The sequence below is a fragment of the Massilia norwichensis genome (assembly GCF_024753245.1).
Classification (GTDB): domain Bacteria; phylum Pseudomonadota; class Gammaproteobacteria; order Burkholderiales; family Burkholderiaceae_D; genus Telluria; species Telluria norwichensis.
Genome location: NZ_JANUGX010000035.1, coordinates 49889 through 69156 on the forward strand (window position 1 = coordinate 49889; position 19268 = coordinate 69156).

Annotated in this window: 19 protein-coding genes and 2 pseudogenes; 12 read left to right on the forward strand and 9 right to left on the reverse strand. The window is 66.4% G+C overall.

Annotation, left to right across the window (positions count from 1 at the left end; translation table 11 throughout):
* Positions 1-4: 4 nt before the first annotated feature.
* Together NX782_RS22900 and NX782_RS22905 are read left to right on the forward strand one after the other, a co-directional pair.
* On the forward strand, positions 5-853 hold the full coding sequence (locus tag NX782_RS22900) for a hypothetical protein (RefSeq protein ID WP_258847800.1): 849 nt from the start codon (positions 5-7) through the stop codon (positions 851-853).
* Positions 850-1314: a hypothetical protein gene (locus NX782_RS22905; RefSeq protein ID WP_258847801.1), complete on the forward strand. Its 465-nt coding sequence runs from the start codon at positions 850-852 to the stop codon at positions 1312-1314. Before NX782_RS22900 ends, NX782_RS22905 begins: the two co-directional genes overlap by 4 nt.
* Here NX782_RS22905 and NX782_RS22910 read toward each other — a convergent pair.
* Together NX782_RS22910 and NX782_RS22915 are read right to left on the reverse strand one after the other, a co-directional pair.
* The gene (locus NX782_RS22910; RefSeq protein WP_258847802.1) at positions 1311-2342 is read right to left on the reverse strand and encodes an AraC family transcriptional regulator; all 1032 of its coding nucleotides are present in this window, start codon (positions 2340-2342) and stop codon (positions 1311-1313) included. The two genes, NX782_RS22905 and NX782_RS22910, sit on opposite strands and share 4 nt — an antisense overlap.
* Positions 2343-2488: 146 nt before the next feature.
* Positions 2489-3349, reverse strand: coding sequence for a helix-turn-helix domain-containing protein (locus NX782_RS22915; RefSeq protein WP_258847803.1), 861 nt, complete (start codon positions 3347-3349; stop codon positions 2489-2491).
* A 168-nt stretch (positions 3350-3517) separates the two neighbouring features.
* On the opposite strand from NX782_RS22915, the gene NX782_RS22920 reads away from it, so the two are divergent.
* From NX782_RS22920 to NX782_RS22940, 5 genes are read left to right on the forward strand one after another with little or no spacing between them, the layout of a single operon-like run.
* Entirely contained in the window at positions 3518-4279 is a 762-nt protein-coding gene (locus NX782_RS22920) for a C39 family peptidase (RefSeq protein WP_258847804.1), read from the forward strand.
* Between the two features lie 20 nt (positions 4280-4299).
* A complete protein-coding gene (locus NX782_RS22925; protein ID WP_258847805.1) occupies positions 4300-5328 on the forward strand; it encodes a transporter in 1029 nt (342 codons plus the stop codon).
* A 7-nt stretch (positions 5329-5335) separates the two neighbouring features.
* Positions 5336-6961: an OmpP1/FadL family transporter gene (locus NX782_RS22930; RefSeq protein ID WP_258847806.1), complete on the forward strand. Its 1626-nt coding sequence runs from the start codon at positions 5336-5338 to the stop codon at positions 6959-6961.
* Positions 6962-6982: 21 nt separating this feature from the next.
* Positions 6983-7540 carry a DUF2059 domain-containing protein gene (locus NX782_RS22935; RefSeq protein ID WP_258847808.1) on the forward strand — a complete coding sequence of 186 codons (558 nt, stop codon included), beginning with the start codon at positions 6983-6985 and terminating at the stop codon, positions 7538-7540.
* 21 nt (positions 7541-7561) lie between these two features.
* Positions 7562-8314 carry a cyclic di-GMP-binding domain-containing protein, MshE-related gene (locus NX782_RS22940; protein WP_258847810.1) on the forward strand — a complete coding sequence of 251 codons (753 nt, stop codon included), beginning with the start codon at positions 7562-7564 and terminating at the stop codon, positions 8312-8314.
* Between the two features lie 21 nt (positions 8315-8335).
* Here NX782_RS22940 and NX782_RS22945 read toward each other — a convergent pair whose 3' ends face one another.
* From NX782_RS22945 to NX782_RS22970, 6 genes and pseudogenes are all read right to left on the reverse strand, one after another.
* Positions 8336-9382, reverse strand: coding sequence for a hypothetical protein (locus NX782_RS22945; protein WP_258847812.1), 1047 nt, complete (start codon positions 9380-9382; stop codon positions 8336-8338).
* 5 nt (positions 9383-9387) lie between these two features.
* On the reverse strand, positions 9388-10299 hold the full coding sequence (gene flgL / locus NX782_RS22950) for a flagellar hook-associated protein FlgL (protein ID WP_258847813.1): 912 nt from the start codon (positions 10297-10299) through the stop codon (positions 9388-9390).
* Positions 10300-10324: 25 nt separating this feature from the next.
* Positions 10325-11695 (reverse strand): flagellar hook-associated protein FlgK, encoded by a 1371-nt coding sequence (flgK, locus tag NX782_RS22955; RefSeq protein ID WP_258847814.1) that lies wholly within the window; start codon positions 11693-11695, stop codon positions 10325-10327.
* A 45-nt stretch (positions 11696-11740) separates the two neighbouring features.
* The gene (locus NX782_RS22960; protein WP_258847815.1) at positions 11741-12085 is read right to left on the reverse strand and encodes a rod-binding protein; all 345 of its coding nucleotides are present in this window, start codon (positions 12083-12085) and stop codon (positions 11741-11743) included.
* Positions 12086-12087: 2 nt separating this feature from the next.
* Positions 12088-13152, reverse strand: coding sequence for a flagellar basal body P-ring protein FlgI (locus tag NX782_RS22965; protein WP_258847824.1), 1065 nt, complete (start codon positions 13150-13152; stop codon positions 12088-12090).
* 140 nt (positions 13153-13292) lie between these two features.
* Positions 13293-13544: pseudogene (locus tag NX782_RS22970) on the reverse strand (flagellar basal body L-ring protein FlgH); the annotation flags it as partial.
* Here NX782_RS22970 and NX782_RS22975 point away from each other — a divergent pair.
* The 5 genes and pseudogenes from NX782_RS22975 to NX782_RS22995 all read left to right on the forward strand — a co-directional run.
* Positions 13531-13983 (forward strand): annotated as a pseudogene (locus NX782_RS22975) (flagellar type III secretion system pore protein FliP); the annotation flags it as partial. The pseudogenes NX782_RS22970 and NX782_RS22975 sit on opposite strands and share 14 nt — an antisense overlap.
* Before the next feature lie 20 nt (positions 13984-14003).
* Positions 14004-14273, forward strand: a complete 270-nt coding sequence (fliQ, locus tag NX782_RS22980; RefSeq protein WP_258847816.1) for a flagellar biosynthesis protein FliQ — start codon at positions 14004-14006, stop codon at positions 14271-14273.
* Positions 14274-14286: 13 nt separating this feature from the next.
* Positions 14287-15069, forward strand: a complete 783-nt coding sequence (gene fliR, locus NX782_RS22985) for a flagellar biosynthetic protein FliR (protein ID WP_258847817.1) — start codon at positions 14287-14289, stop codon at positions 15067-15069.
* Positions 15059-16201, forward strand: coding sequence for a flagellar type III secretion system protein FlhB (flhB, locus tag NX782_RS22990; RefSeq protein ID WP_258847818.1), 1143 nt, complete (start codon positions 15059-15061; stop codon positions 16199-16201). Before fliR ends, flhB begins: the two co-directional genes overlap by 11 nt.
* Positions 16198-18291, forward strand: a complete 2094-nt coding sequence (locus NX782_RS22995; RefSeq protein WP_308633089.1) for a flagellar biosynthesis protein FlhA — start codon at positions 16198-16200, stop codon at positions 18289-18291. Before flhB ends, NX782_RS22995 begins: the two co-directional genes overlap by 4 nt.
* Before the next feature lie 40 nt (positions 18292-18331).
* Here the strand turns inward: NX782_RS22995 and NX782_RS23000 are convergent, their stop codons facing one another.
* On the reverse strand, positions 18332-19165 hold the full coding sequence (locus NX782_RS23000) for a hypothetical protein (protein WP_258847819.1): 834 nt from the start codon (positions 19163-19165) through the stop codon (positions 18332-18334).
* Positions 19166-19268: the final 103 nt, after the last annotated feature.

The window sequence follows — 19268 nt, forward strand, 5'->3', positions numbered from 1 at the left end:
CCGCATGCTCCTGTTGCCGCTGGCGCTTGCGCCGGTCTGGGCCTGCGCGCTCGAGCCGCTGTCCGACAGTGCGCTGGCCAAGATCGGCGGCCGCGACGGCATGAGCTTCAATCTCTCGAACTTCGCGATGGCCGGCAATGCCGTGCTGCGCTATCACACGCCGGATGGACGCGGCAGCCTCGGCATCGGCAACCTGTCGGCATCGCGTTCGGACAACCTCGACGCGCCTTTCGCCGATCCCTATCGCCTGGACGTGATCGCGGGCGGCCCGGGGAAGGCGCAGATCGTCAACATCGCCATGCCCGAGAACGTGCTGGGGCGCGAAGTCTGGCAGATGGCCTTCGATTTCGATGTCGGCGACAACGGCATCGTGGTGAATGGCGGCAGCGTGATCCTGAAGGACCTCGTGTACTACGGCGGCGGCCTGCAGTGGTCGACCCCGGCGACCGGCGACGGCCTCGCCTTCGGCCTGGCCACACGCATGGAAATCGGCAGCCTGGCGCTGCAGCCGAACGGCCGCGGCGCGGCCGGTGAAGCGATGGTGCTGTCGAATGTGAAGATCGGCGCCGCGCAGGATGACGGCTCGGCGCCGGTCGCGCCCTGGCGCCTGGCCGACGTCTCGGCCCAGGCCGGGATCTTCAATGCCCGCACCGACGAGTCGGGCAATTCGCGCCTGCACATCGGCATCAACTGGCCGGAGGCCGGCGCCGCCGCCGCAGCCGGCACCCTGCAGATCGGGAACATCAGCTTCCGCAGCGATGCCGGCGGCACGGTCGCACCGAATGTCGACCTGGGCAGCTCGCGCATCGGTTCGATCCAGTTGCAGTACCTCGACATCAAGTTCAGGCCATGAAAAAACGACTCGCCGCACTCGCTACCTTGGCCATGCTGGCATGCGGCGCCGCCGGCGCCGGGCCGACCGCGCTGCCGGACAGCGAACTGGCCGCGGTGCGCGGCGCCGACGGCATCAGCTTCGCGGTCGACCTCAACCTGAACCGCCAGCCCGACAACGCGACCGGCGATAGCCGCCTGACGATCGGCCAGAAGGTCGACGAGCGCATGACCTATATCGTGGTGCGCAACGTCGGCGGCAGGATACAGATGCTGGGCCTGAACATCAGCCCGCAGACGGCCGCCGACGGCACCAATTACGTGGCACTGACCCTGCCGGGGTACACCCGCTTCACGGACACCGGCTTCGATTCGATCAGCGTGCAGGCCGACCCGCGCGCGGCGGTCAGCGGCAACCTGGGACGGATCAGCATCAACGGCGAGATGATGATGCAGGGCCAGCTACGCCTGTGGTCCCACTAGGCGCCTTTGGTTTTTTGCTGGAACTCGCCGGGCGCCTTGCCGAACCAGCGCAGGCAGGCGCGGTGGAAGGCGCTGGGGTCGGAGAAGCCGAGCTTGTAGCTGAGGTTCTTGACGCTGATGCGGTCGCTGCCGAGGTATTGCTGGGCGATGGTGCGGCGCACTTCGTCGACCAGGGTCGAGAAGTCGGTGCCTTCGTCGGCCAGGCGCCGCTGCAGGGTGCGCTCGCTGATCGCGAGGCGCCGGGCGACGGCATCGCGCAGGGCGCCGCCCTGGTCGATCATGGCCGGCAGCATCTCGCGCACGCGCGCCGCGAAGCTGCTGCGTTCGGCCTGCGCCAGGCGTTCGTCGAGCATCCGGATCAAGCCCTCGGCGACCAGCGGATTGGCGGTCGGGATCGGTGCCGTCGCATCGGCGTTGGCGAACTCGCAGACGTTGGCCGGCGCGCCGAAACGCACCGGACAGCCATAGCGCTCGGCATACGCGGTGCTGGCGGCCGGCGCCGGGTAGGCGTATTCGACGTTGAGCGGTTTCAGACTGGGACGGGCGCCGACGAAGCGCAAGGTCGACAGCAGCAGGTTCCAGGTGAAATCGTAGCGCTGGATCGGCACCGGGCGTATGCCGCCGACCAGGTTCAGGCCGACGCGCACGCGGTCGATTTTCGGTTCGATGGTGGCGCGCACCACCGGCGTCACCAGCGGCATGTAGCGCATCAGGTTGTCGGCGGCCTGCTTGAGCGTGGGCGAGGCCAGCATCAGGTGGCCCAGCACGCCGAGCCAGCTGAGCGGATCGGGAGCGAACACGCGAAAGCCGATCAGCGGATCGTCGCTGGCCAGCGCCAGGCCTTCCCAGAGCTGGCTGAACTGGTCGGATAGGGCGAGGAGATCGGCGGCGCGTTCGTTGCCGCTCGGCTGCCCGTTGCCGAACCAGCTCAGGCCGGCGCGGGCGAACAGGCCCTCGACGTCGACGCCTTCGGCCGACAGGCAGCTCTTGATGCGCTGCACCACGTCCGTCGCCGACAAATACTTCACGCTGGACCTCGTGCCTTGAACATACTTGTCTCCTTGTTGGGCGGCCCGGGTCTGGCGCCCGGTTGCCGTTTTTTTATTATGTGTGCATGTGAAAAGCTGGCGCGTAGGAAAATGATCCTTTGTTTTTCAAAAAACGCTTATTCAGTTCACATCCGTGCCTGCTGGCGCGCCCTTGCCGGCGTGATGCCGTAGGCCGCCGCGAAGCAGGAAGTCATGTGGCTCTGGCTGTTGAAGCCGCATTGCGCTGCAACACGGGCGATCGAAAAACTGGTACGCGTCAGCAGTTCGTGCACGCGTTCCAGGCGCAGCCGCAGCACGTAGCGGTGCGGCGTCATCCCCATCGCTTCATGGAAGATGCGGCGGAAGTGCGACTCCGAGACGCCGGCCCGTTCGGCCAGCTCGGCGTTCGACAACTCGTTCGACAGGTTCTCGCCGATCCACTCCAGCACGCCCTGCAGGCGGCCGAGCTGCAGCGCGTCGGGCGGCACGTGGCGTCCGGTCTTGCCCTCGAGGACGCGGCAGGTCTGCTCGATCATCAGCTGGCCGACGCGTTCGACGAAGCCGTGGTCGGTGAGATTGGGCGAGCTGGTGCGCGAGAGTTCGCCCAGCAGCTGCTGGGCGCAGGCGTTGACCAGCGGATCGGAGAAGGGCGGGGCCTTGGCGCGCGCGTTCAGCAGGCGCTGCAGGTGGCGCACCAGTTCGTGCTCCGGATCGATGACGTGGAACATCGCCATGTCGATCGCGCCGAAGAAGGTCCAGCGGCTGGCAAAGCCCGGCTGGAAGATGGTCGAGGCGCCGGCCAGGAAATCGAAGGAGCGGGAGGCCGAGCGGCCGGCAGTGGCGCGCGCGCCGCCCAGGTGGCAGGCCAGCACCAGCGAGTCCAGCGGCGGCACCTCGCAGCCGCCGATCTGAAAGATGTAGCGTTCGGCGCGCAGGGGCACGCCGCCGATCTCGACGCTGACGACCGGTTCCCCCAATGCGCTGCTAATCCTGTCCCAGCTCTTCATCGGCACGCTTTCGAATGAGCGGTTTTTAATAAAATCGACAGCGTTTTATAACATCAGGAAAGCTTGCTTGCATACAGAATATAGAAAAACTGCAATAAACGTGGTCAAAACGCCACGTAACAAGCAGTCATATAAAGGGAACGCAAGACGCGTCCCGGGGAGACATGAATGTTCGCAGTCCTGCTGGGTATCCTGGCTGTGGTGCTGGGAGGATCGGGCGTGCTGGCCAAGCATGAGGTCGAAGACCGCCCGCTCGACCGATTCGATATCCCGACCACCATGTCGGTGGCGGCCACCGGCGTGCAGAACGTCAGCATGGAGCCGTTCTCCGAGCTCAAATACAAGAACATCGTCCACCAGGCCTACGACTACAGCTGCGGCTCGGCGGCCCTGGTCACCATCCTCAAATACCACCTCGGCATCGACGTCAGCGAGCAGCAGTCGATGGAAGGCATGATGGCCTTCGGCGAGAAGGAGAAGATCATCGAGCGCCGCGGTTTCTCGCTGCTCGACATGAAGCGCTACCTGGCCTCGATCGGCGTGCAGAGCGCGGGCTTCCGGGCCGAGATGGCCGATCTCCTGACCCTCGACCACCCCGGCATCGTGCCGATCGATTACGCCGGCTTCAAGCACTTCGTGGTGCTGCGCGGCGTGCGCGGCGGGCTGGTGTTCCTGGCCGATCCGGCGATGGGCAACATCACCTTCCCGGTCGAAGAATTCGCCACCCTCTGGGACCGTAACACCCTGTTCATCGCCTACCCGCCGAAAGACAAGCCGGCGCTGGCGAAGCTGGCCTTGTCCGACAACGAACTGGGCGTGACCGACATGGACCGCGTACGCGACCGCGGCCTGCTGCGGCCGATCGACGACCAACTGAGGATGGAGCGCATGCTGAACGGCTTCGGCGGCGTCTCGATCCGGAAACGATAGACCAATCAAGAAGGACCACCATGAAGATTCAATCCCTGCCGGCGCTGGCCCTGGCCCTGTGCGGCGCGTTCGTGCAACCCCTGGCCCTGGCCCAGGAGTCGTCGACGCCCGCCACGTCGGACGCTGTGCGCGATGCGCTGGCGAAGAAGGAAGGCGACGCCGACAACACCACGCTGCTGAAGGAGACCCTGACCGCCGTCGACAAGCAGTACTCGCTGATCCGCAAGGGACAGATCCAGGTGAACTATGAGCTGAACTACGCGTACATCGGCCAGGACAAGATCAACACCGACCTGAGCTCCGGCCAGGCGACCCTGTTCTCGATCGAGAACAGCAATTCGCACACGATCACGAACACGCTGATGGCGGACTACGGCGTGCTCAATAACCTGACCGCGAACGTCAGCATGCCCTTCATCAGCCGCTATGCCGACAACGTCGGTTATTCGGGCGTCTCGCACACGCTCGGCGACCTGGGCCTGAACGTGCGCTGGCAGCCGCACGAGGTCAAGCGCGACGAGCCGACCTTCACCATCACCGGCGGCGTGCGCCTGGCCACCGGCGAGAGCCCGTTCAAGGTCGACAACGACAAGGGCCTGGCCACCGGCTCCGGCATCAACACCTTCAGCCTCGGCTCCAACGTGACCCGCATCGTCGATCCGGTCGCGCTGTTCGGTTCCGTCAACGTCGGCTACGGCCTGAAGGCCAAGCACCTGCACCAGCAGCTGTACGGCGCCACGCTGCGCGAAGTGAAGCCGGGCGCCAGCTTCGGTTTCGGCCTCGGTTTCGCGTATGCGCTGTCGTACAAGATCACGACGTCGTTCTCGTTCCAGCAGTCGATCTCGGCGCGCTCCACGCTGACCTTCGAGGACGGCAGCGGCAACCTGAGCAAAGCCCATACCTCGACCCAGAGCGCCGGCATCCTGTCGATCGGCCTGGGCTACCGCTTCACGCCCAAGACCACGGTCAACGTCACGGTCGGCGCCGGCCTCACCGCTTCCGCGCCGAACCTGTCGATGACCATGAGCGTGCCGCTGCTGCTGAAGTGAGGCCGGCGTGAACTCCTCATCGATCGCCGTGCCGCGCCGTCTGGCGGGGCTGCTGGCCGGCGGGCTTGCGCTGAGCGCCGCCTTGCCGGCGCAGGCCGGCGTCACCGACAACCTTGCCACCAGCGCGACCGCGATGGCGATGGGGAACGCGGTGACCGCCGATCCGCCCGGGATCGAGTCGATCCACTTCAACCCGGCCGGCCTGGCGCGCCTGAAGGGCACCCATAACATCGACACCGTCTTCATCGCGTCGATCCGCAACCCGAACAAGTTCGTGACCGCGCCCGACATCGACATCGGCGGCTTCAAGGACGATCCGATCAACGGCACCTCCAGCGGACCGGTGCGCCAGGCGGTGGCGATTCCCTTCCTCGGCGTTCCGAAGGCGCGCCTGCCGGGCGTGATGGTGCCGGGCCTGGGCTTCTCGTACAACGCGCCGGGTTCGAAATGGACCTTCGGCACGCTGGCCTACCTGTCGCAGGCGATGAGCGTGGACCGCACCAAGGACCCGAACGATCCGGCACGCTTCGACGGCCGCCTGGTCCACCTGCAGCGCCTGAACTACCTGTCGCCGACCGCCGCCTACCAGGTCTCGGACACGCTGCGGATCGGCCTGGCGGTGCCGATCGCCTACGCGAACTTCGCGATCAACACCGATTTCCGCGCGCCGAACAAGTTGCTCGGCACGGTCGGCCAGCTGCAGCGCGCGCTGTGCCCCGACGGGAACGGCACGGTGATCGATACGCTCACCTTCGGCCTGTGCGGCGGCGGGCCGGAAGCCATGGTCGATCCGTTCAAGCGCGCGGCCAACATCGACTTCGACATGCACACTTCGTTCGACCCGACCTTCAACATCGGCTTCCTGTGGGAGCCGAAGAAGTGGTTCGCGTTCGGCATGGTGTACCAGGGCGGCAGCGACACCGCTTTCCGCGGCCGCTACACGGTGCATGCGGACCCGATGCTGCGCGGCTTCGTGCACGGCCTGAATTCGAGCCTGCTGGGCCCCATCGTCGGCGCCATCACCGGCATGCCGGTCGATATCCCCGAGTACCAGAGCGGCAACATGAGCGCCAGGATTCCCTTCCCGTGGCGGGTGCAGGCCGGCGTCAAGCTGATGGCCACCGACTACGTGCAGCTGAACGCCGATGTCAGCTACGCCGACTGGAACAAGTGGAGCCAGCTGACCTTCGAGTTCGACCAGAGCGTCAAGCTGCTCGAGATGGCGCGCCTGTTCGGCTATGCGAACTCGCGCCAGGCGACCTTCAAGATGGGTTTCAAGAGCGTGCTCAACTACAGCTTCGGCACCCAAATCAACGTGACCAAGAAGCTCTCGCTGCGCGCCGGCTACGAGCCGCGCAAGAGCTCGATCCCGGGCAACCAGATGAGTCTCCTGGCGCCGCTGCCCGACACCAAGCTGAAAAGCCTGGGCCTGCGCTACAAGTTCGACGACGGCGGCGAGGTGAACCTCACCGGCAGCTACATGAAGGGCAGCTACAACATCCCGGCCCGCAGCGACTGCAACCTGAACTGCGACGATTTCTTCAACCTGATCTACAACCCTTACGCAGCGACCACCGTGTCGGGCAGCCTGATCGTCCGTTATTTCGGTGCCTCCTATTCGCGCCCGTACTGACCTATTTTCTGGAGTCTTGAGATGAGCATGTCCCGATCGATGTCCGCCATGTGCATGGCGATCAGCATGGCCTTCGCCGGCAACGCCTGCGCCCAAGCCGCCGCATCCGTCCCGGCCGAGAAGCAGGCGCTGGTGAATCGTGTCCTGGCCAAGATGGCGCTCGACAGCGTCGGCCTGCAGATGCTGCAGGCGCCGGTGGCCGAGATGGTGCGCCAGTCGCGCGTGGTGGTGACCAGCCGGGTGCCGGCCGAGAAGCAGGACGCGGTGATGAAGGACGTGAACGCGGAAGCGAACGCCTTCCTCGAGAAGGAAGCGCCGGCACTGCGCACCAGCACCCAGGCGGTGGTGCAGTCCAGCGTGGCGCCGCTGCTGGCGCAGAAGTTCAGCACCGAAGAACTGAAGCAGCTGGCCGAGATCCTGGAAGCGCCGGTGCTGGCCAAGTTCGAGACCCTGGTGCCGGAGATGAAGAAGACGGTTGGCGACAACGTGGCCAAGACCAACGGTCCGCAGATCCAGCCGAAGATGACGGAGCTGCAGAACCGCGTCGGCCTGCGCCTGCGCGCGGCGCTCGGCCAATAAACTTTCAACGGGGGCAGGGCAATGGACTGGATGACGCAGAACCGCGAAAAATCGCAGCTTGGGCAGATCCTGCTCGGCAAGAAGCTGATCTCGGAAGCGCAGCTGGACGCGGCAATCCGCGAACAGGGCAAGACGGGCCGCAGGCTGGGCGAGATCCTGGCCGACATGAAGCTGATCACCGAGGCCCAGGTGCGCGGCGCGATCCGGCGCCAGCGCAACCTCCGTATGGCGGCGGCGCTGGCCACGGCCCTGCTGGGACCCTTGCATGCCTATGCCGCGGTGACCACGGCGCCGGCGGCCGCGGTATCGACCCGCGCAGGCGGCGAGCGTTCGCTGCGCGAACTGTCGGACGAGGAGCTCGGCGAGATCATGGCCCAGGGACGGGACGACGACGCCCTGCGCGACCAGGCCCGCCAGCTGGACCAGCGCCTGGCGGCACTCACCGGGATGGCCGGCGCGCATGCGGCCCAGAACGTGACGCACGCGCTGCCGGACGGCGGCGTGCGCGTGCTGGGCGAGCTGGCCCAGGTCTTCAATCCGCTGGCGATGCTGCTGTCGGCCGACACCGTCGTGCGCGGCGTGACTTACGACGCCGCCAATTCGCACGCGGTGATCAACAAGGACGGTTCGATCACGCTGCGCCTGCCGAGCACGATCGGCGAGATCAGCTTCCGCAACATCCGCGTCGGCAGCGCGCCGGGGCCGAGCTTCGGCAGCGTGGAGATCCGCGACATCGATCTGCGCGGAACGACGATCAGCGTCAAGCCGCGCTGACGCTGACGGTGACGCTGAAGGTCAGCGCAAGCCCAGCAGCGCCAGCACGCGCTCGCGGCTGACCCCGACCAGCGCCGAGGTCAGCGCCAGCAGCGACTCGTAGTCGGGATTCGTGGCGGTGGTCGCGAATTCCTGGGCCGCTTCCGCGGCTTCCGGCGGCGGCGTGGTGGCCCGGGTCAGTTCGACGGTGGCCGCCGACAGCGCATTGCTGGCGGCATCGCGCGAACGGCGCACGCGCTCGAGCGCCTGCACCACTTCGCGCAGGCTCGAGCGCAGGCCGTCGCTGTTGCCGCCGTTGCCGGTCCACTGCTGGGGCGCGAGTTCCGGCGCGACCTCTTCGGTGCTGACGCGGCCGCGCCCGCTGATCGCGATGCTGTCCTTGACCGCCGGCCAGTTCGCTTCCGCGGTGCTGAACACGAAGCCGCCCCGGTTATCGAGGCCGGCGTTCACGCCCATCGGCGCCAGTGCGCGATTGAGCGCGGCGGCGATTTCCTCGTCGGTCTGGTCCGGATCGATGTTCACCGACAGCTGCGGGCCGCCGTTGCCGCCGACCGAGAAGGCCACGCTCTGCGGACCGGCCGTGCGCAGCGAAGCGAGGTCCAGGCCGCGGATGCGGAAGCGCTGGGCTGCGGGCTGGCCGGTGAAGTGCAGGTTGCTGTCGACGCCACCGCCCGCTTTCCTGCGGCGCGCCGCCAGGGTCGAGGTGAGCTGGCGCACCTGGGCGCTGAGCTGGGCATCCGAAGACTGCTGGCGCGACGCCGAACGGGTGCCGGCCAGTCTGGAGCTCAGTTCGCCCTTCACCGCTTCGAGCTGGCCCGCTACCTGGTCGAGGTAATCGAGGGCCTGCTGGGCGCGGGCGACCTGGTCCTGCAGCGCACCGCCGACGCTGGCGGCCTTGCTGCGCAGGGGCGCAGCGGGCGCGGTGCCGGCCGCGGTCTTGTCGGTGCTGTTCTTTTCCGTCGTGGGTTCGGCGGCGCGGGCCTGGACCAGCTGCGATGCCGCGTTGGCGCGCGTGCCGAGGGTGCTGCCGGTGGCGCCGGCAGTCGTTGTACGTAAGGTCGTATCCATTGCCATCAAAGCGCTGCGAAGAGGGAGAGAGTACCGATCTTGCTGTATGCCTTGTAACTGGCCTGAAGGGCGGTCGAATAGCCGTTCAATTCGATCGCGGCGGTGCCGACGTCCAGCTGGCCGATGCTGGTGATCGCGATCTGGTTCGAGAGGCTGACGTTCTCGTGGTTGGCGTCGATCGTGTGCAGGATGTTTTGCTGGCCGCCGAGCACGGCGATCTTGCCCGACAACAGATCCATGGCGTCGTCGAAGCCGTCCAGGCTATTCGCGAGGACGGTGCGCACCGTGGGGTCGTTCGGGTTCGCATCCGGCTTCGACAGCGTGGCGATGGTCTGGTCGAGCTGGTTCAGCAGCTTTTCCAGGCCCTTCACGTTCTGGTTCGCGACCTGGGTGATGCCATTGCCGACCACCACGGTCTGGTCGTTGGTATTGCCGGCGTAGCTGTAACGCGAGCCCAGCGGCGCATTGGCGTCGTAGGCGATCGGCTTGGCATCGGTGGCGGTGCCGGCGAAGAGGGTGCGGCCTTCCTGGTCGACCGAATTCGCGGTGTACATCAGGCTGTCGCGCAGCGAGGTCAGCGAGGTCACCATCGCGTTCAGGTCGTCCGGCGCGTTGCTGCCGTCCGATGCCCAGACCAGCAGGTCGCGGCCCGAGTTCATGTCGTTGACCATGTTGGTCAGATAGCCTTCGTTCTTCGACATGCGCTGGGTGACCGCGGCGATGTTGGCGCGGTACTGGCCGATGGCGGCTTCTTCGCGCTTCAGACGCGAGATGCGCACGCTGTCGACCGGGTCGTCCGACGGCAGCTGGATGCGGTTGCCGCTGGCCATCTGCGAGGTCAGCTCGGTGATACGGGCCTGGTTCTTCTGCAGCGATGCATTCATCATCGCCTGGTACTGGGAGGTTGCGACACGCATGGTTCTCTCTCTTCTGGTTCGCCGATCAGGACATCATCGCCAGGGTGGCGTCGAACAGCGCGTTCGCGACCGACATCACCTTCATGTTGGCCTGGTACATGTTCTGGTACTCGACGAGGTTCACCGCTTCCTCGTCCTGGTTGACGCCGCTGGTCGACTGCCAGTCCGCCTCGGCCTGCTCGCGCATGGTCTGGAAGGTGTCGAGCGCGCCCTTGTTCTGCTGGCTGTCGACGGCCAGCTTGCCGACCAGCTGGGTGTCGGCATCGCTCAGCAGCACCGAGCCCAGGCCGGTCAGGGTCAGGGTCTGGTTCTTGATGTCGGCCAGCTTCTGCAGGTTGGCGGTATCGCCGGGCGTGCCGTCGCCGGAGAAGGCCAGGTCGGCGGTCTGGAAGCCGCTCGCCACCTGCAGCATGTTCGAGGTGCTGCCCGGGGTGTACACGAACAGCGGCTTGCCCGGGTTGTTGTCCATGGTTTTGCCGGCCGCGAGCTGGTTGTTGACCTTCTCGGCGATCTGCCTGGCCATCTCGGCCACGTTGTTCTGCATCGGCAGCAGCACGTCCTTCTCGTAGGCCGAGAGGCCGCCCAGCTGGCCGCCGGCGCGGGTGACGTCGAGGTCGAACGTGGTGCCGGCAAAGCTCAGGCTGAAGGCCTGGTCGGCGCTGCCGGTCACGGCCAGCTTGCCGGCCACGCTGCCCAATACCAGCGCCTGGCCGGTCTTCAGCGAGACGTTGCGGGTGCCGTCCGGCTGGTCGCTGACTTCGAGACCCATCTGGCTGGCCAGGCTGTCGATCGCCTGGTCGCGCTGGTCGATCAGCGAGGAAGCGTTGCTGCCGGTGGCGTTGGCGTTGGCGATGCGGCCGTTCAGCGTGGCGATCGCGGCGATGGCGGTGTTGGCCGAATCGACGATCGCCGTGCGCTGCTGGCGCACCGACTGCAGCTGCGAGTTGTAGACGTTGTTCAGGCTGTTGAAACGCTGGGCCAGCAGGCCGGCCGCGGTCACGACTTGCTGGCGCAGCGGGGTCGAGGTCGGGTCGACGCCGGCCACCGCGTTCAGGGCCGCGAAGAATTTGTCGATCCCGCCCGACAGGCTGGCGTCGTCGTTGCCCATGACGGTTTCCAGCTGCGTCAGGTAGGGCTGGGTCTGGGAATAGGCGCCCAGGTCGGACGCGGCACGCCACAGCTGCTGGGTCTTGTAGTTATCCGAGAAGCGCAGCAGCGAGGTGACGCGCACGCCGTTGCCGGCCTGGTTCGAGCCGGCTGCGGGGGCGACGGCGCTCAGCAGCGCCGCCTGGCGGGTGTAGCCCTTGGTCTGCAGGTTGGCGATGTTCTGGCTGCTCGAGGACAGTGCCAGTTGGGAGGCCAGGGCGCCGGACAGGGCGTTGTTCAGGATACTCATGGGATGAGGCTTTCTTGTGCGGAATCACTAAGGACAGGCGACCGTTTAGCCGGCTTTATTAAGTCCTTGCGGCAACAATTGCTTGAGAATGGCATCCGCCACGCCGAAAGCGCGCTGGCCCGCCATATGACCGGCCAGCATTTTGTCGGCCATGTCCAGCATGTCGCTGTTGACCGGGTCCTTCAGCGGGCTGTCTTCGGGTGCCAGCGTCTTTGCGCTTTCGCGCATCTGGTGCAGCATGTTCTGGATGAAGAAGCTTTCGAAGTCGACCGCAGCCTGGGTCGCTTTCTTGGCGTAGACCGGGTCGGCGGCGGCCACCGGGGCTTTTGCGAGGTCTTCGGATTCCGGGCCGCGGGCCTGGGCGTTCAGCGGGTTCAGTTTGTCGAGCATGATCAGATCACCACCAGTTCGCCTTCGATTGCGCCGGCCTGGTCCAGCGCCTGCAGGATCGCCATGATGTCGTCCGGCGAGGCGCCCAGGCTGTTGACCACGTCGATGATGGTCTGCAGCTTGGCGCCGGCCGGCCAGTGGAACATCTGGCCCGAGCCCTGGTCGACGCTGACCTTCGATTGCGGCGTCACCGCCGTCTGGCCCTTCGAGAAGGGGCCGGGCTGGCTGACCGCCGAGCTTTCCGAGATCACGACCTTGAGCGAACCATGGGTCACGGCGGCCGACTTCACGCGCAGGCCGTCCGAGATCACCACGGTGCCGGTGCGCGAATTGAACACGACCTTCGGGGTTTCGAGGCCGGCTTCGATCGGCATGTTTTCCAGCTTGGCGACGAAGGCCACGCGCTCGGTCGGATTGGTCGGCGCGATCACTTCGACGCTGGTGCCGTCGGCGGTGGTCGCGACCTGGCCGAAGCGGCGGTTGATGGCGTCGACGACGTTGGTCGCGGTGTCGAAATTCGGGTGGCGCAGGCGCAGCACGACCTGCTGGCGGGTCGAGAAATCGGTCGGGATCTCGCGCTCGATCATGGCGCCGTTCGGGATGCGGCCGCCGGTCGGGGTGTTCACCGTCACCGAGGAGCCGCTCTTGCCCGACGCCGCCAGGCCGCCGACCACCAGATTACCCTGGGCCAGTGCGTAGACTTCGTTGTCGGCCGCGCGCAGCTGGGTGAGCAGCAGGGTGCCGCCGCGCAGGCTCTTGGCATCGCCCAGCGAGGACACGGTGACGTCGATCGCCTGGCCGCGGCGGTAACCCGGCGGGAACACCGCCGACACCATGACCGCGGCGACGTTCTTGTTCTTTGCCTCTTCGCCTTCCGGCAGCTTGACGCCGAACTGCTTGAGCATGTTGACCACCGACTGGCTCGAATACTTCACCTGGGTCGAGTCGCCGCTGCCGTTCAGGCCGACCACCAGGCCGTAGCCGACCAGCGGGTTCTCGCGCACGCCTTCGACGCTGGCCAGGTTGCGCAGCGGCTGCATACGGGTTTGCGGCATCGCGGCAGCCATGGCCGAAGCGGTGGGGCGTGCCACCGCGGCAGCGGGAGCGGCCAGCGCGGGCAGGGCCTGCGCGGTCACGGCGGCCAGTGCCAGCGCGGAAGCGATACGGAAAACCGATGCTTTATTCAAAATTCGAATCATGTTCTGCCTTAGAAGGGCATCAGCGGACCGGTGAAGAACCGGGTCAGCCAGCCGGGCTGGTTGGCTTCGGCCAGCGTGCCCTGGCCGGAGTAGGCGATGCGGGCATTCGCCACGCGCAGCGAGGACACCTGGTTGGCGTTGTCGATGTCGGCGGCGCGCAGGTAACCGGCCAGGCGCAGGAATTCCTCGCCCTGGTTCAGCTGCAGGCGCTTTTCGCCGGCCACGCGCAGCAGGCCATTCGGCAGCACTTCCTGCACGATGCGTCCGGTGGGCGAGCAGATCTGGAATGAAGCCTTCGTCCCCTACGACAAAGACAAGATCACGCTCGAGCAGGCGCTCAAGACCGCCGAGGTGCCGCTGTCGCGCTTCATGCTGGCGCAGACCAGCAAGGCGGCGCTGAACCAGGTCGCGCACCTGGCCGGCGAACCGGCCGACCTGGCGCCGATGCAGCGCGGCTTCACCGTCAAGCTGGCGGCCTTCGTGCTGTCGGAGCTGAAGAGCGCCTTCCAGATCGGCTGCATGCTGTTCATTCCCTTCCTGATCATCGACCTGGTGGTGTCGTCGGTGCTGATGGCGATGGGCATGATGATGCTGTCGCCGCTGGTGATCTCGCTGCCGTTCAAGCTGCTGCTGTTCGTGCTGGTCGACGGCTGGACCCTAACCGTGAACACGCTGGTCGGCAGCATCCACGGCTATTAGAAGACAAGAGTACGCACACTATGACTCCCGATATCGCCGTCGACATCATGGTCGAGGCCCTGCAACTGGTGATGCTGCTGGCGGCCGTGCTGGTGCTGCCCGGCCTGCTGACCGGTGTGATCGTGGCCGTGTTCCAGGCCGCGACCTCGATCAACGAGCAGACCCTGAGCTTCCTGCCGCGCCTGCTGGTGACGCTGCTGGCGATCATCCTGGCCGGCCATTGGATGACCGGCAAACTGATGGACTACTGCGTGCACGTGTTCCAGCAGGCCGCGCAGCTGGTCGGCTAGGCGGCAGGCATCGATGCTTGAAGTCGTCGGCTTCCTGCTGCCCCTGATCAGCGCCCTGTGGTGGCCGTTCGCCCGCTGCATGGCGATGCTGTCGACCGCGCCGGTGCTGGGCGAGAATTACGTGCCGCTGCCGGTGCGCGCGCTGCTGTCGGTGGCGCTGGCCTTCATGATGCTGCCGATAACGAAGGGCGCCGCGATGCCGGACCCGTTCTCGCTGGCCGGCGTGGTGGCGATGGTCGAGCAGGCCGTGATCGGCGGCGTGATCGGCCTGGCGCTGCAGCTGACGATGGCGGTGGTGTCGATGCTGGGCTTCCTGGCCTCGAGCCAGATCGGTTTTTCGATGGCGCAGATGAACGATCCGGTCAACGGCCAGCAGTCGGACGTGATGTCCGCCATGCTCGGGCTGGTGGGGATCCTGGTGTTCTTCGCCATCGACGGCCACCTGGTGCTGGTCGGCGTGCTGGGACAGAGCTTCCGCGCGTGGCCGGTGGGCAGCGGCTACAGCGGCCTGCTGCTGCACACGGTGGCGCTGAACGTGGGCTGGGTGTTCGCCGCGGCGATCCTGCTGGCGCTGCCGATCATTTTTTCGACGCTGGTGGTGCAGATCGGCATGGGCTTCCTGAACCGGATCGCGCCCTCGCTGAACCTGTTCTCGCTGGGCTTTTCGCTGGTGACGCTGTTCGGCCTTCTGATGATGGCGCAGGTCGTGCGCTTCATCCCGGAACACTACGTACAAATGACCAACCAGGTGCTGGAGATGCTCCAGCAGCAGATGAGAATCAGCCATGGCGGATAACGGCACCGGCGGCGACAAGACAGAAAAGGCCTCAGCCCAGAAGCTGAAGAAGGCACGCGAGCAGGGCCAGGTGGTCCGCTCGAAGGACCTGGCGACGGCGGTCGGCATTCTGGCCAGCCTGAAGCTGTTCGTGTTCCTGCTGCCGGATTATCTGGAGTCCTTCCGCGCGCTGTTCCGCCTGGTGTTCGTGCCGGTCGGGGAGGTGGGCGCCACCGAGAATGCGCTGTCGATCGTCTTCAGCAACGCCATCATGCTGCTGATTAAGATGGTGCTGCCGCTGTTCGGCGTGACGCTGGCCGTGGTGCTCTCGAGCCTGGTGCCGGGCGGCTGGAGCATCTCGACCGCCAGTCTGGCGCCGAACTTCGGGCGCTTCTCGCCGGTGAAGAACCTCGGCCAACTGGCGTCCGCCAAACACTGGACCTCCTTCGCGACCTCGATCGCCAAGGCGACCGTGCTGGGCGTGGTGCTGTGGTACGTGGTGCGCTCCGGCCTGATGTCCTGGATCGACCTGCAGCGCATGCCGCTGTCGGATGCCCTGCTGCGCGGCATGTCGCAGGTGTTCGATGCCCTGATGGCGCTGATCTCGGTGTTCCTGCTGTTCGCCCTGATCGACGTGCCGCTGCAGGCCTTCCTGTTCGCGCGCAGCCAGCGCATGAGCAAGCAGGAAGTGAAGGAAGAGTACAAGAGCTCCGAGGGCAAGCCGGAGGTCAAGCAGCGCATCCGCCAGATCCAGCAGCAGCTGGCGCGCCGCAACGTGAACAAGACCGTGCCCGGCGCCGACGTCGTGATCGTCAACCCCGAACACTACGCGGTCGCGCTGAAGTACGACACCAGCCGCGCCGAGGCACCCTTCGTGGTGGCCAAGGGCATCGACGAGATGGCCTTGTACATCAAGGCCGTCGCGGCGAAACACAAGATCGAAACGATCACGCTGCCGCCGCTGGCGCGCGCGATCTACAACACCAGCCAGGTCCAGCAGCAGATCCCGGCACAGCTCTACCAGGCGGTATCGCAGGTGTTGAACTATGTGCTGCAACTGAACGCATTCCGTGACGGCCGGCGCCAGGCGCCCCCACGGTTCCCGAACGAAGTCGTCGTTCCCAGTCATTTGAGTGAGGTATCCGCAACATGAACATGATTAACAGCCTGATGGCCGAGCTGCGCCGCCAGAAGTTCGCCACCCCGGCGTTCCTGCTGACGCTCCTGGCGATGATCATGCTGCCGCTGCCGCCGGTGCTGCTGGACGTGCTGTTCACGTTCAACATCGTGCTGGCGCTGATCGTGATCCTGGTCTCCGTATCGTCCAAGCGTCCGCTGGACTTCTCGGTGTTCCCGACCGTGATCCTCGGCACCACCCTGATGCGCCTGGCGCTGAACGTGGCCTCGACCCGCGTCGTGCTGCTCAACGGCCACGAAGGCACGGCGGCCGCCGGCCACGTCATCGAGGCCTTCGGTAACGTCGTCATCGGCGGTAACTTCGTGGTCGGTATCGTGGTGTTCGTGATCCTCATGATCATCAACTTCGTGGTGGTCACGAAGGGCGCCGAACGTATCTCCGAAGTCTCCGCGCGCTTCACCCTGGACGCGCTGCCCGGCAAGCAGATGGCGATCGACGCCGACCTGAACGCGGGCCTGATCAACCAGGAAAAGGCGCAGCAGCGCCGCAAGGACGTGGCCAACGAGGCCGACTTCTACGGCGCCATGGACGGCGCCTCGAAGTTCGTGCGCGGCGACGCCATCGCCTCGATCCTGATCCTCCTGATCAACCTGGTCGGCGGCGTCGCCATCGGCGCGCTGATGCACAACCTGTCGATGGGCGATGCCTTCCGCCAGTATGCGCTGCTGACCATCGGCGACGGCCTGGTCGCGCAGATTCCGGCGCTGCTGCTGTCGGCCGCGGCGGCGATCCTGGTGACCCGCATCAGCGACTCCGGCGACTTCGAAGAGCAGGTCGGCGGCCAGCTGCTGGCCCAGCCGCACGTGCTGTTCTCGGCCGCCGGCGTGATGATCGTGCTGGCCCTGGTGCCGGGCATGCCGAAGCTGCCGTTCTTCGCGTTCGCCGCCGCGCTGGGCTATGTCGGCTACAAGATGACGCGCGAGGTCAAGGCGCCGTCGGAGGACAACGTGGCCGCGATCGAAGCCGCGCTGCGCGACGACAGTGCGCCGGAACTCGACTGGCAGCAGCTGCCGGTGGTGCAGCCGATCTCGGTGGCTGTCGGCTACAAGCTGGTCCACCTGGTCGATAAAGCCCAGGGCGAGGCGCTGACCAAACGCATCAAGGGCGTGCGCCAGAGCCTGTCCGAGCAAATGGGCCTGCTCCTGCCGGCCATCGGCGTGCGCGACGACCTGACGCTGCGCCCGAACCAGTATTCGATCTCGGTGAACGGCACCGTGGTGGCGGAAGGCGAGGTGGTGCCGGAAGCCCTGATGGCGATTCCCTCGCCGACCGTGTACGGCCAGCTGGACGGCGTGCCCGGCATCGAGCCGGCCTTCGGCATGGCCGTCACCTGGATCGACCCGGAGCAGAAGGCGCATGCACTGGGCCAGGGCTACCAGGTGGTCGAGGTGGCGAGCGCGATCGCGACCCACGCTTCGAAGATCGCCAAGGATTACCTGTCGGAGCTGTTCCGCCACGAAGACGTGCCGGCGATGATGGAGCGCCTGACCGCGCTGTCGCCGAAGCTGGCCGCGGCGCTGGACAAGGCGCTGACGCATACCCAGCTGCTGCGCGTGTTCCGGGTGCTGTTGGCGGAAAACGTGTCGCTGAAGGACATCGTGGTCATCGCCACCACGCTGCTGGACAGCTCGGAGTCGACCAAGGACCCGATCCTGCTGGCGGCCGAGGTGCGCTGCGCGCTGCGCCGCCAGATCGTGTCCGGCCTGACCGGCAAGAAGAAGGACATGCCGGCCTTTAACCTGTCGGGGGACCTGGAGAACATGTTGCTCGGTTCCCTGAACCAGGCACGCCAGAACAATGGCGGCAAGGTCGCGCTGGACAACTACCCGATCGATCCGCAGTTGCTGTCGCAGCTGCAGCTGAACATGCCGGTGGCGCGCGAGCAGATGAAGCAGCAGCACACGCCGCCGATCCTGCTGGTGCTGCCGCAGGTCCGTCCGCTGCTGGCCCGCTATGCGCGCCTGTTCGCGCCGGGCCTGCACGTGCTGTCGTATAACGAGATTCCGGAGAACCGCGAGGTTTCCATTATCGGCACGGTCGGCTGATCCGGCGGTGTGTCGTGGGCACGGGGTGCCCACCCTACGATCAATGTGCGGGTAAGACGAGCGCCAGCTCGGCCATCGCCCGAAACACCGGCAGGCTCAGGGCCGATGCCGCATCCGCCGAAGGCAGGCGGAGGTGCGCAGATCCCAGCGGCAGGCCGGCCCGGTACTTCCATTCCAGCACGCGCAATCCGGCGCGTGCCACCGCCGTCTCGAGTTCCGGCTGCAGCGCGCGCAGGCGCGCGAGGGCGGCTTCATCCGGGGCGCACAATTCCAGGCGCAGGCCGTCAGCCACCGGCTCGGCCTGCACCGTCACCACGGTCCCATCCTGCAGCACCAGTTCCAGACGCAGCGCCGCGCGGCCGCGGCGCCGCTTCTGCTGCTGTTGCGATTCCTGGTCCTGCTGCACCACGCGCAGATGCTGGTCCTGCGGGCTGCCCGCATGCACCGTGAAGCGCCAGGCATCGAAGGGCGTGTTCTGCAGATCGGACTGGCGCAGTACGCGCGGATCCTGCGCGCCGAGCTGGCCGGCCAGCAGCAGCGCGGCCGGCAGCTGGCCTGGACGCGCCTGCAGTTCGCGGTTCACGAGTTGGGTGCCATAGCTGCGCACCATGCTGCGCCAGGAACTGGCGAGCGTGCCGCCGTCCCGGCTCGGCCAGGTCAACTGGCGTGCCATCAGCAACTGGTCCGGGCGCATCGCGGCGCCTTCCTGCATGGCGTCGGGCGCCGCGCCGCCGGCTGCCGGCGCGGTTTGCGATCCGGGCAGCGGCAGGGGCAGGGCATCCATCTCGGCCAGCAGCATGGCCGGCGCGACCGCGGCGACGGGGGCAACCGGGCCGACAGGCAGCGCCGGACCGGCCGGGGAAGCCGGCAGCACGGGCGAAACGAGCGGGGGGAAGGAAAGGGAGGCCATGGTCGAGGCAGAGTAACAAGTAAAAAGGCCAACCGCAAGGTTGGCCTTTGGTGTCTATTCTTCCCGC

Coding starts and splice junctions, on each gene's coding strand:
- NX782_RS22920 (WP_258847804.1), top strand. CDS start 3,518: ATGTTCGCAGTCCTGCTGGGTATCCTGGCTGTGGTGCTGGGAGGATCG.
- fliR (WP_258847817.1), top strand. CDS start 14,287: ATGCTTGAAGTCGTCGGCTTCCTGCTGCCCCTGATCAGCGCCCTGTGG.
- NX782_RS22995 (WP_308633089.1), top strand. CDS start 16,198: ATGAACATGATTAACAGCCTGATGGCCGAGCTGCGCCGCCAGAAGTTC.
- fliQ (WP_258847816.1), top strand. CDS start 14,004: ATGACTCCCGATATCGCCGTCGACATCATGGTCGAGGCCCTGCAACTG.
- flhB (WP_258847818.1), top strand. CDS start 15,059: ATGGCGGATAACGGCACCGGCGGCGACAAGACAGAAAAGGCCTCAGCC.
- NX782_RS22915 (WP_258847803.1), bottom strand. CDS start 3,349: ATGAAGAGCTGGGACAGGATTAGCAGCGCATTGGGGGAACCGGTCGTC.
- flgK (WP_258847814.1), bottom strand. CDS start 11,695: ATGAGTATCCTGAACAACGCCCTGTCCGGCGCCCTGGCCTCCCAACTG.
- NX782_RS22940 (WP_258847810.1), top strand. CDS start 7,562: ATGGACTGGATGACGCAGAACCGCGAAAAATCGCAGCTTGGGCAGATC.
- NX782_RS22960 (WP_258847815.1), bottom strand. CDS start 12,085: ATGCTCGACAAACTGAACCCGCTGAACGCCCAGGCCCGCGGCCCGGAA.
- NX782_RS22945 (WP_258847812.1), bottom strand. CDS start 9,382: ATGGATACGACCTTACGTACAACGACTGCCGGCGCCACCGGCAGCACC.
- NX782_RS22905 (WP_258847801.1), top strand. CDS start 850: ATGAAAAAACGACTCGCCGCACTCGCTACCTTGGCCATGCTGGCATGC.
- NX782_RS22965 (WP_258847824.1), bottom strand. CDS start 13,152: ATGGCTGCCGCGATGCCGCAAACCCGTATGCAGCCGCTGCGCAACCTG.
- NX782_RS22925 (WP_258847805.1), top strand. CDS start 4,300: ATGAAGATTCAATCCCTGCCGGCGCTGGCCCTGGCCCTGTGCGGCGCG.
- NX782_RS22900 (WP_258847800.1), top strand. CDS start 5: ATGCTCCTGTTGCCGCTGGCGCTTGCGCCGGTCTGGGCCTGCGCGCTC.
- NX782_RS22935 (WP_258847808.1), top strand. CDS start 6,983: ATGAGCATGTCCCGATCGATGTCCGCCATGTGCATGGCGATCAGCATG.
- flgL (WP_258847813.1), bottom strand. CDS start 10,299: ATGCGTGTCGCAACCTCCCAGTACCAGGCGATGATGAATGCATCGCTG.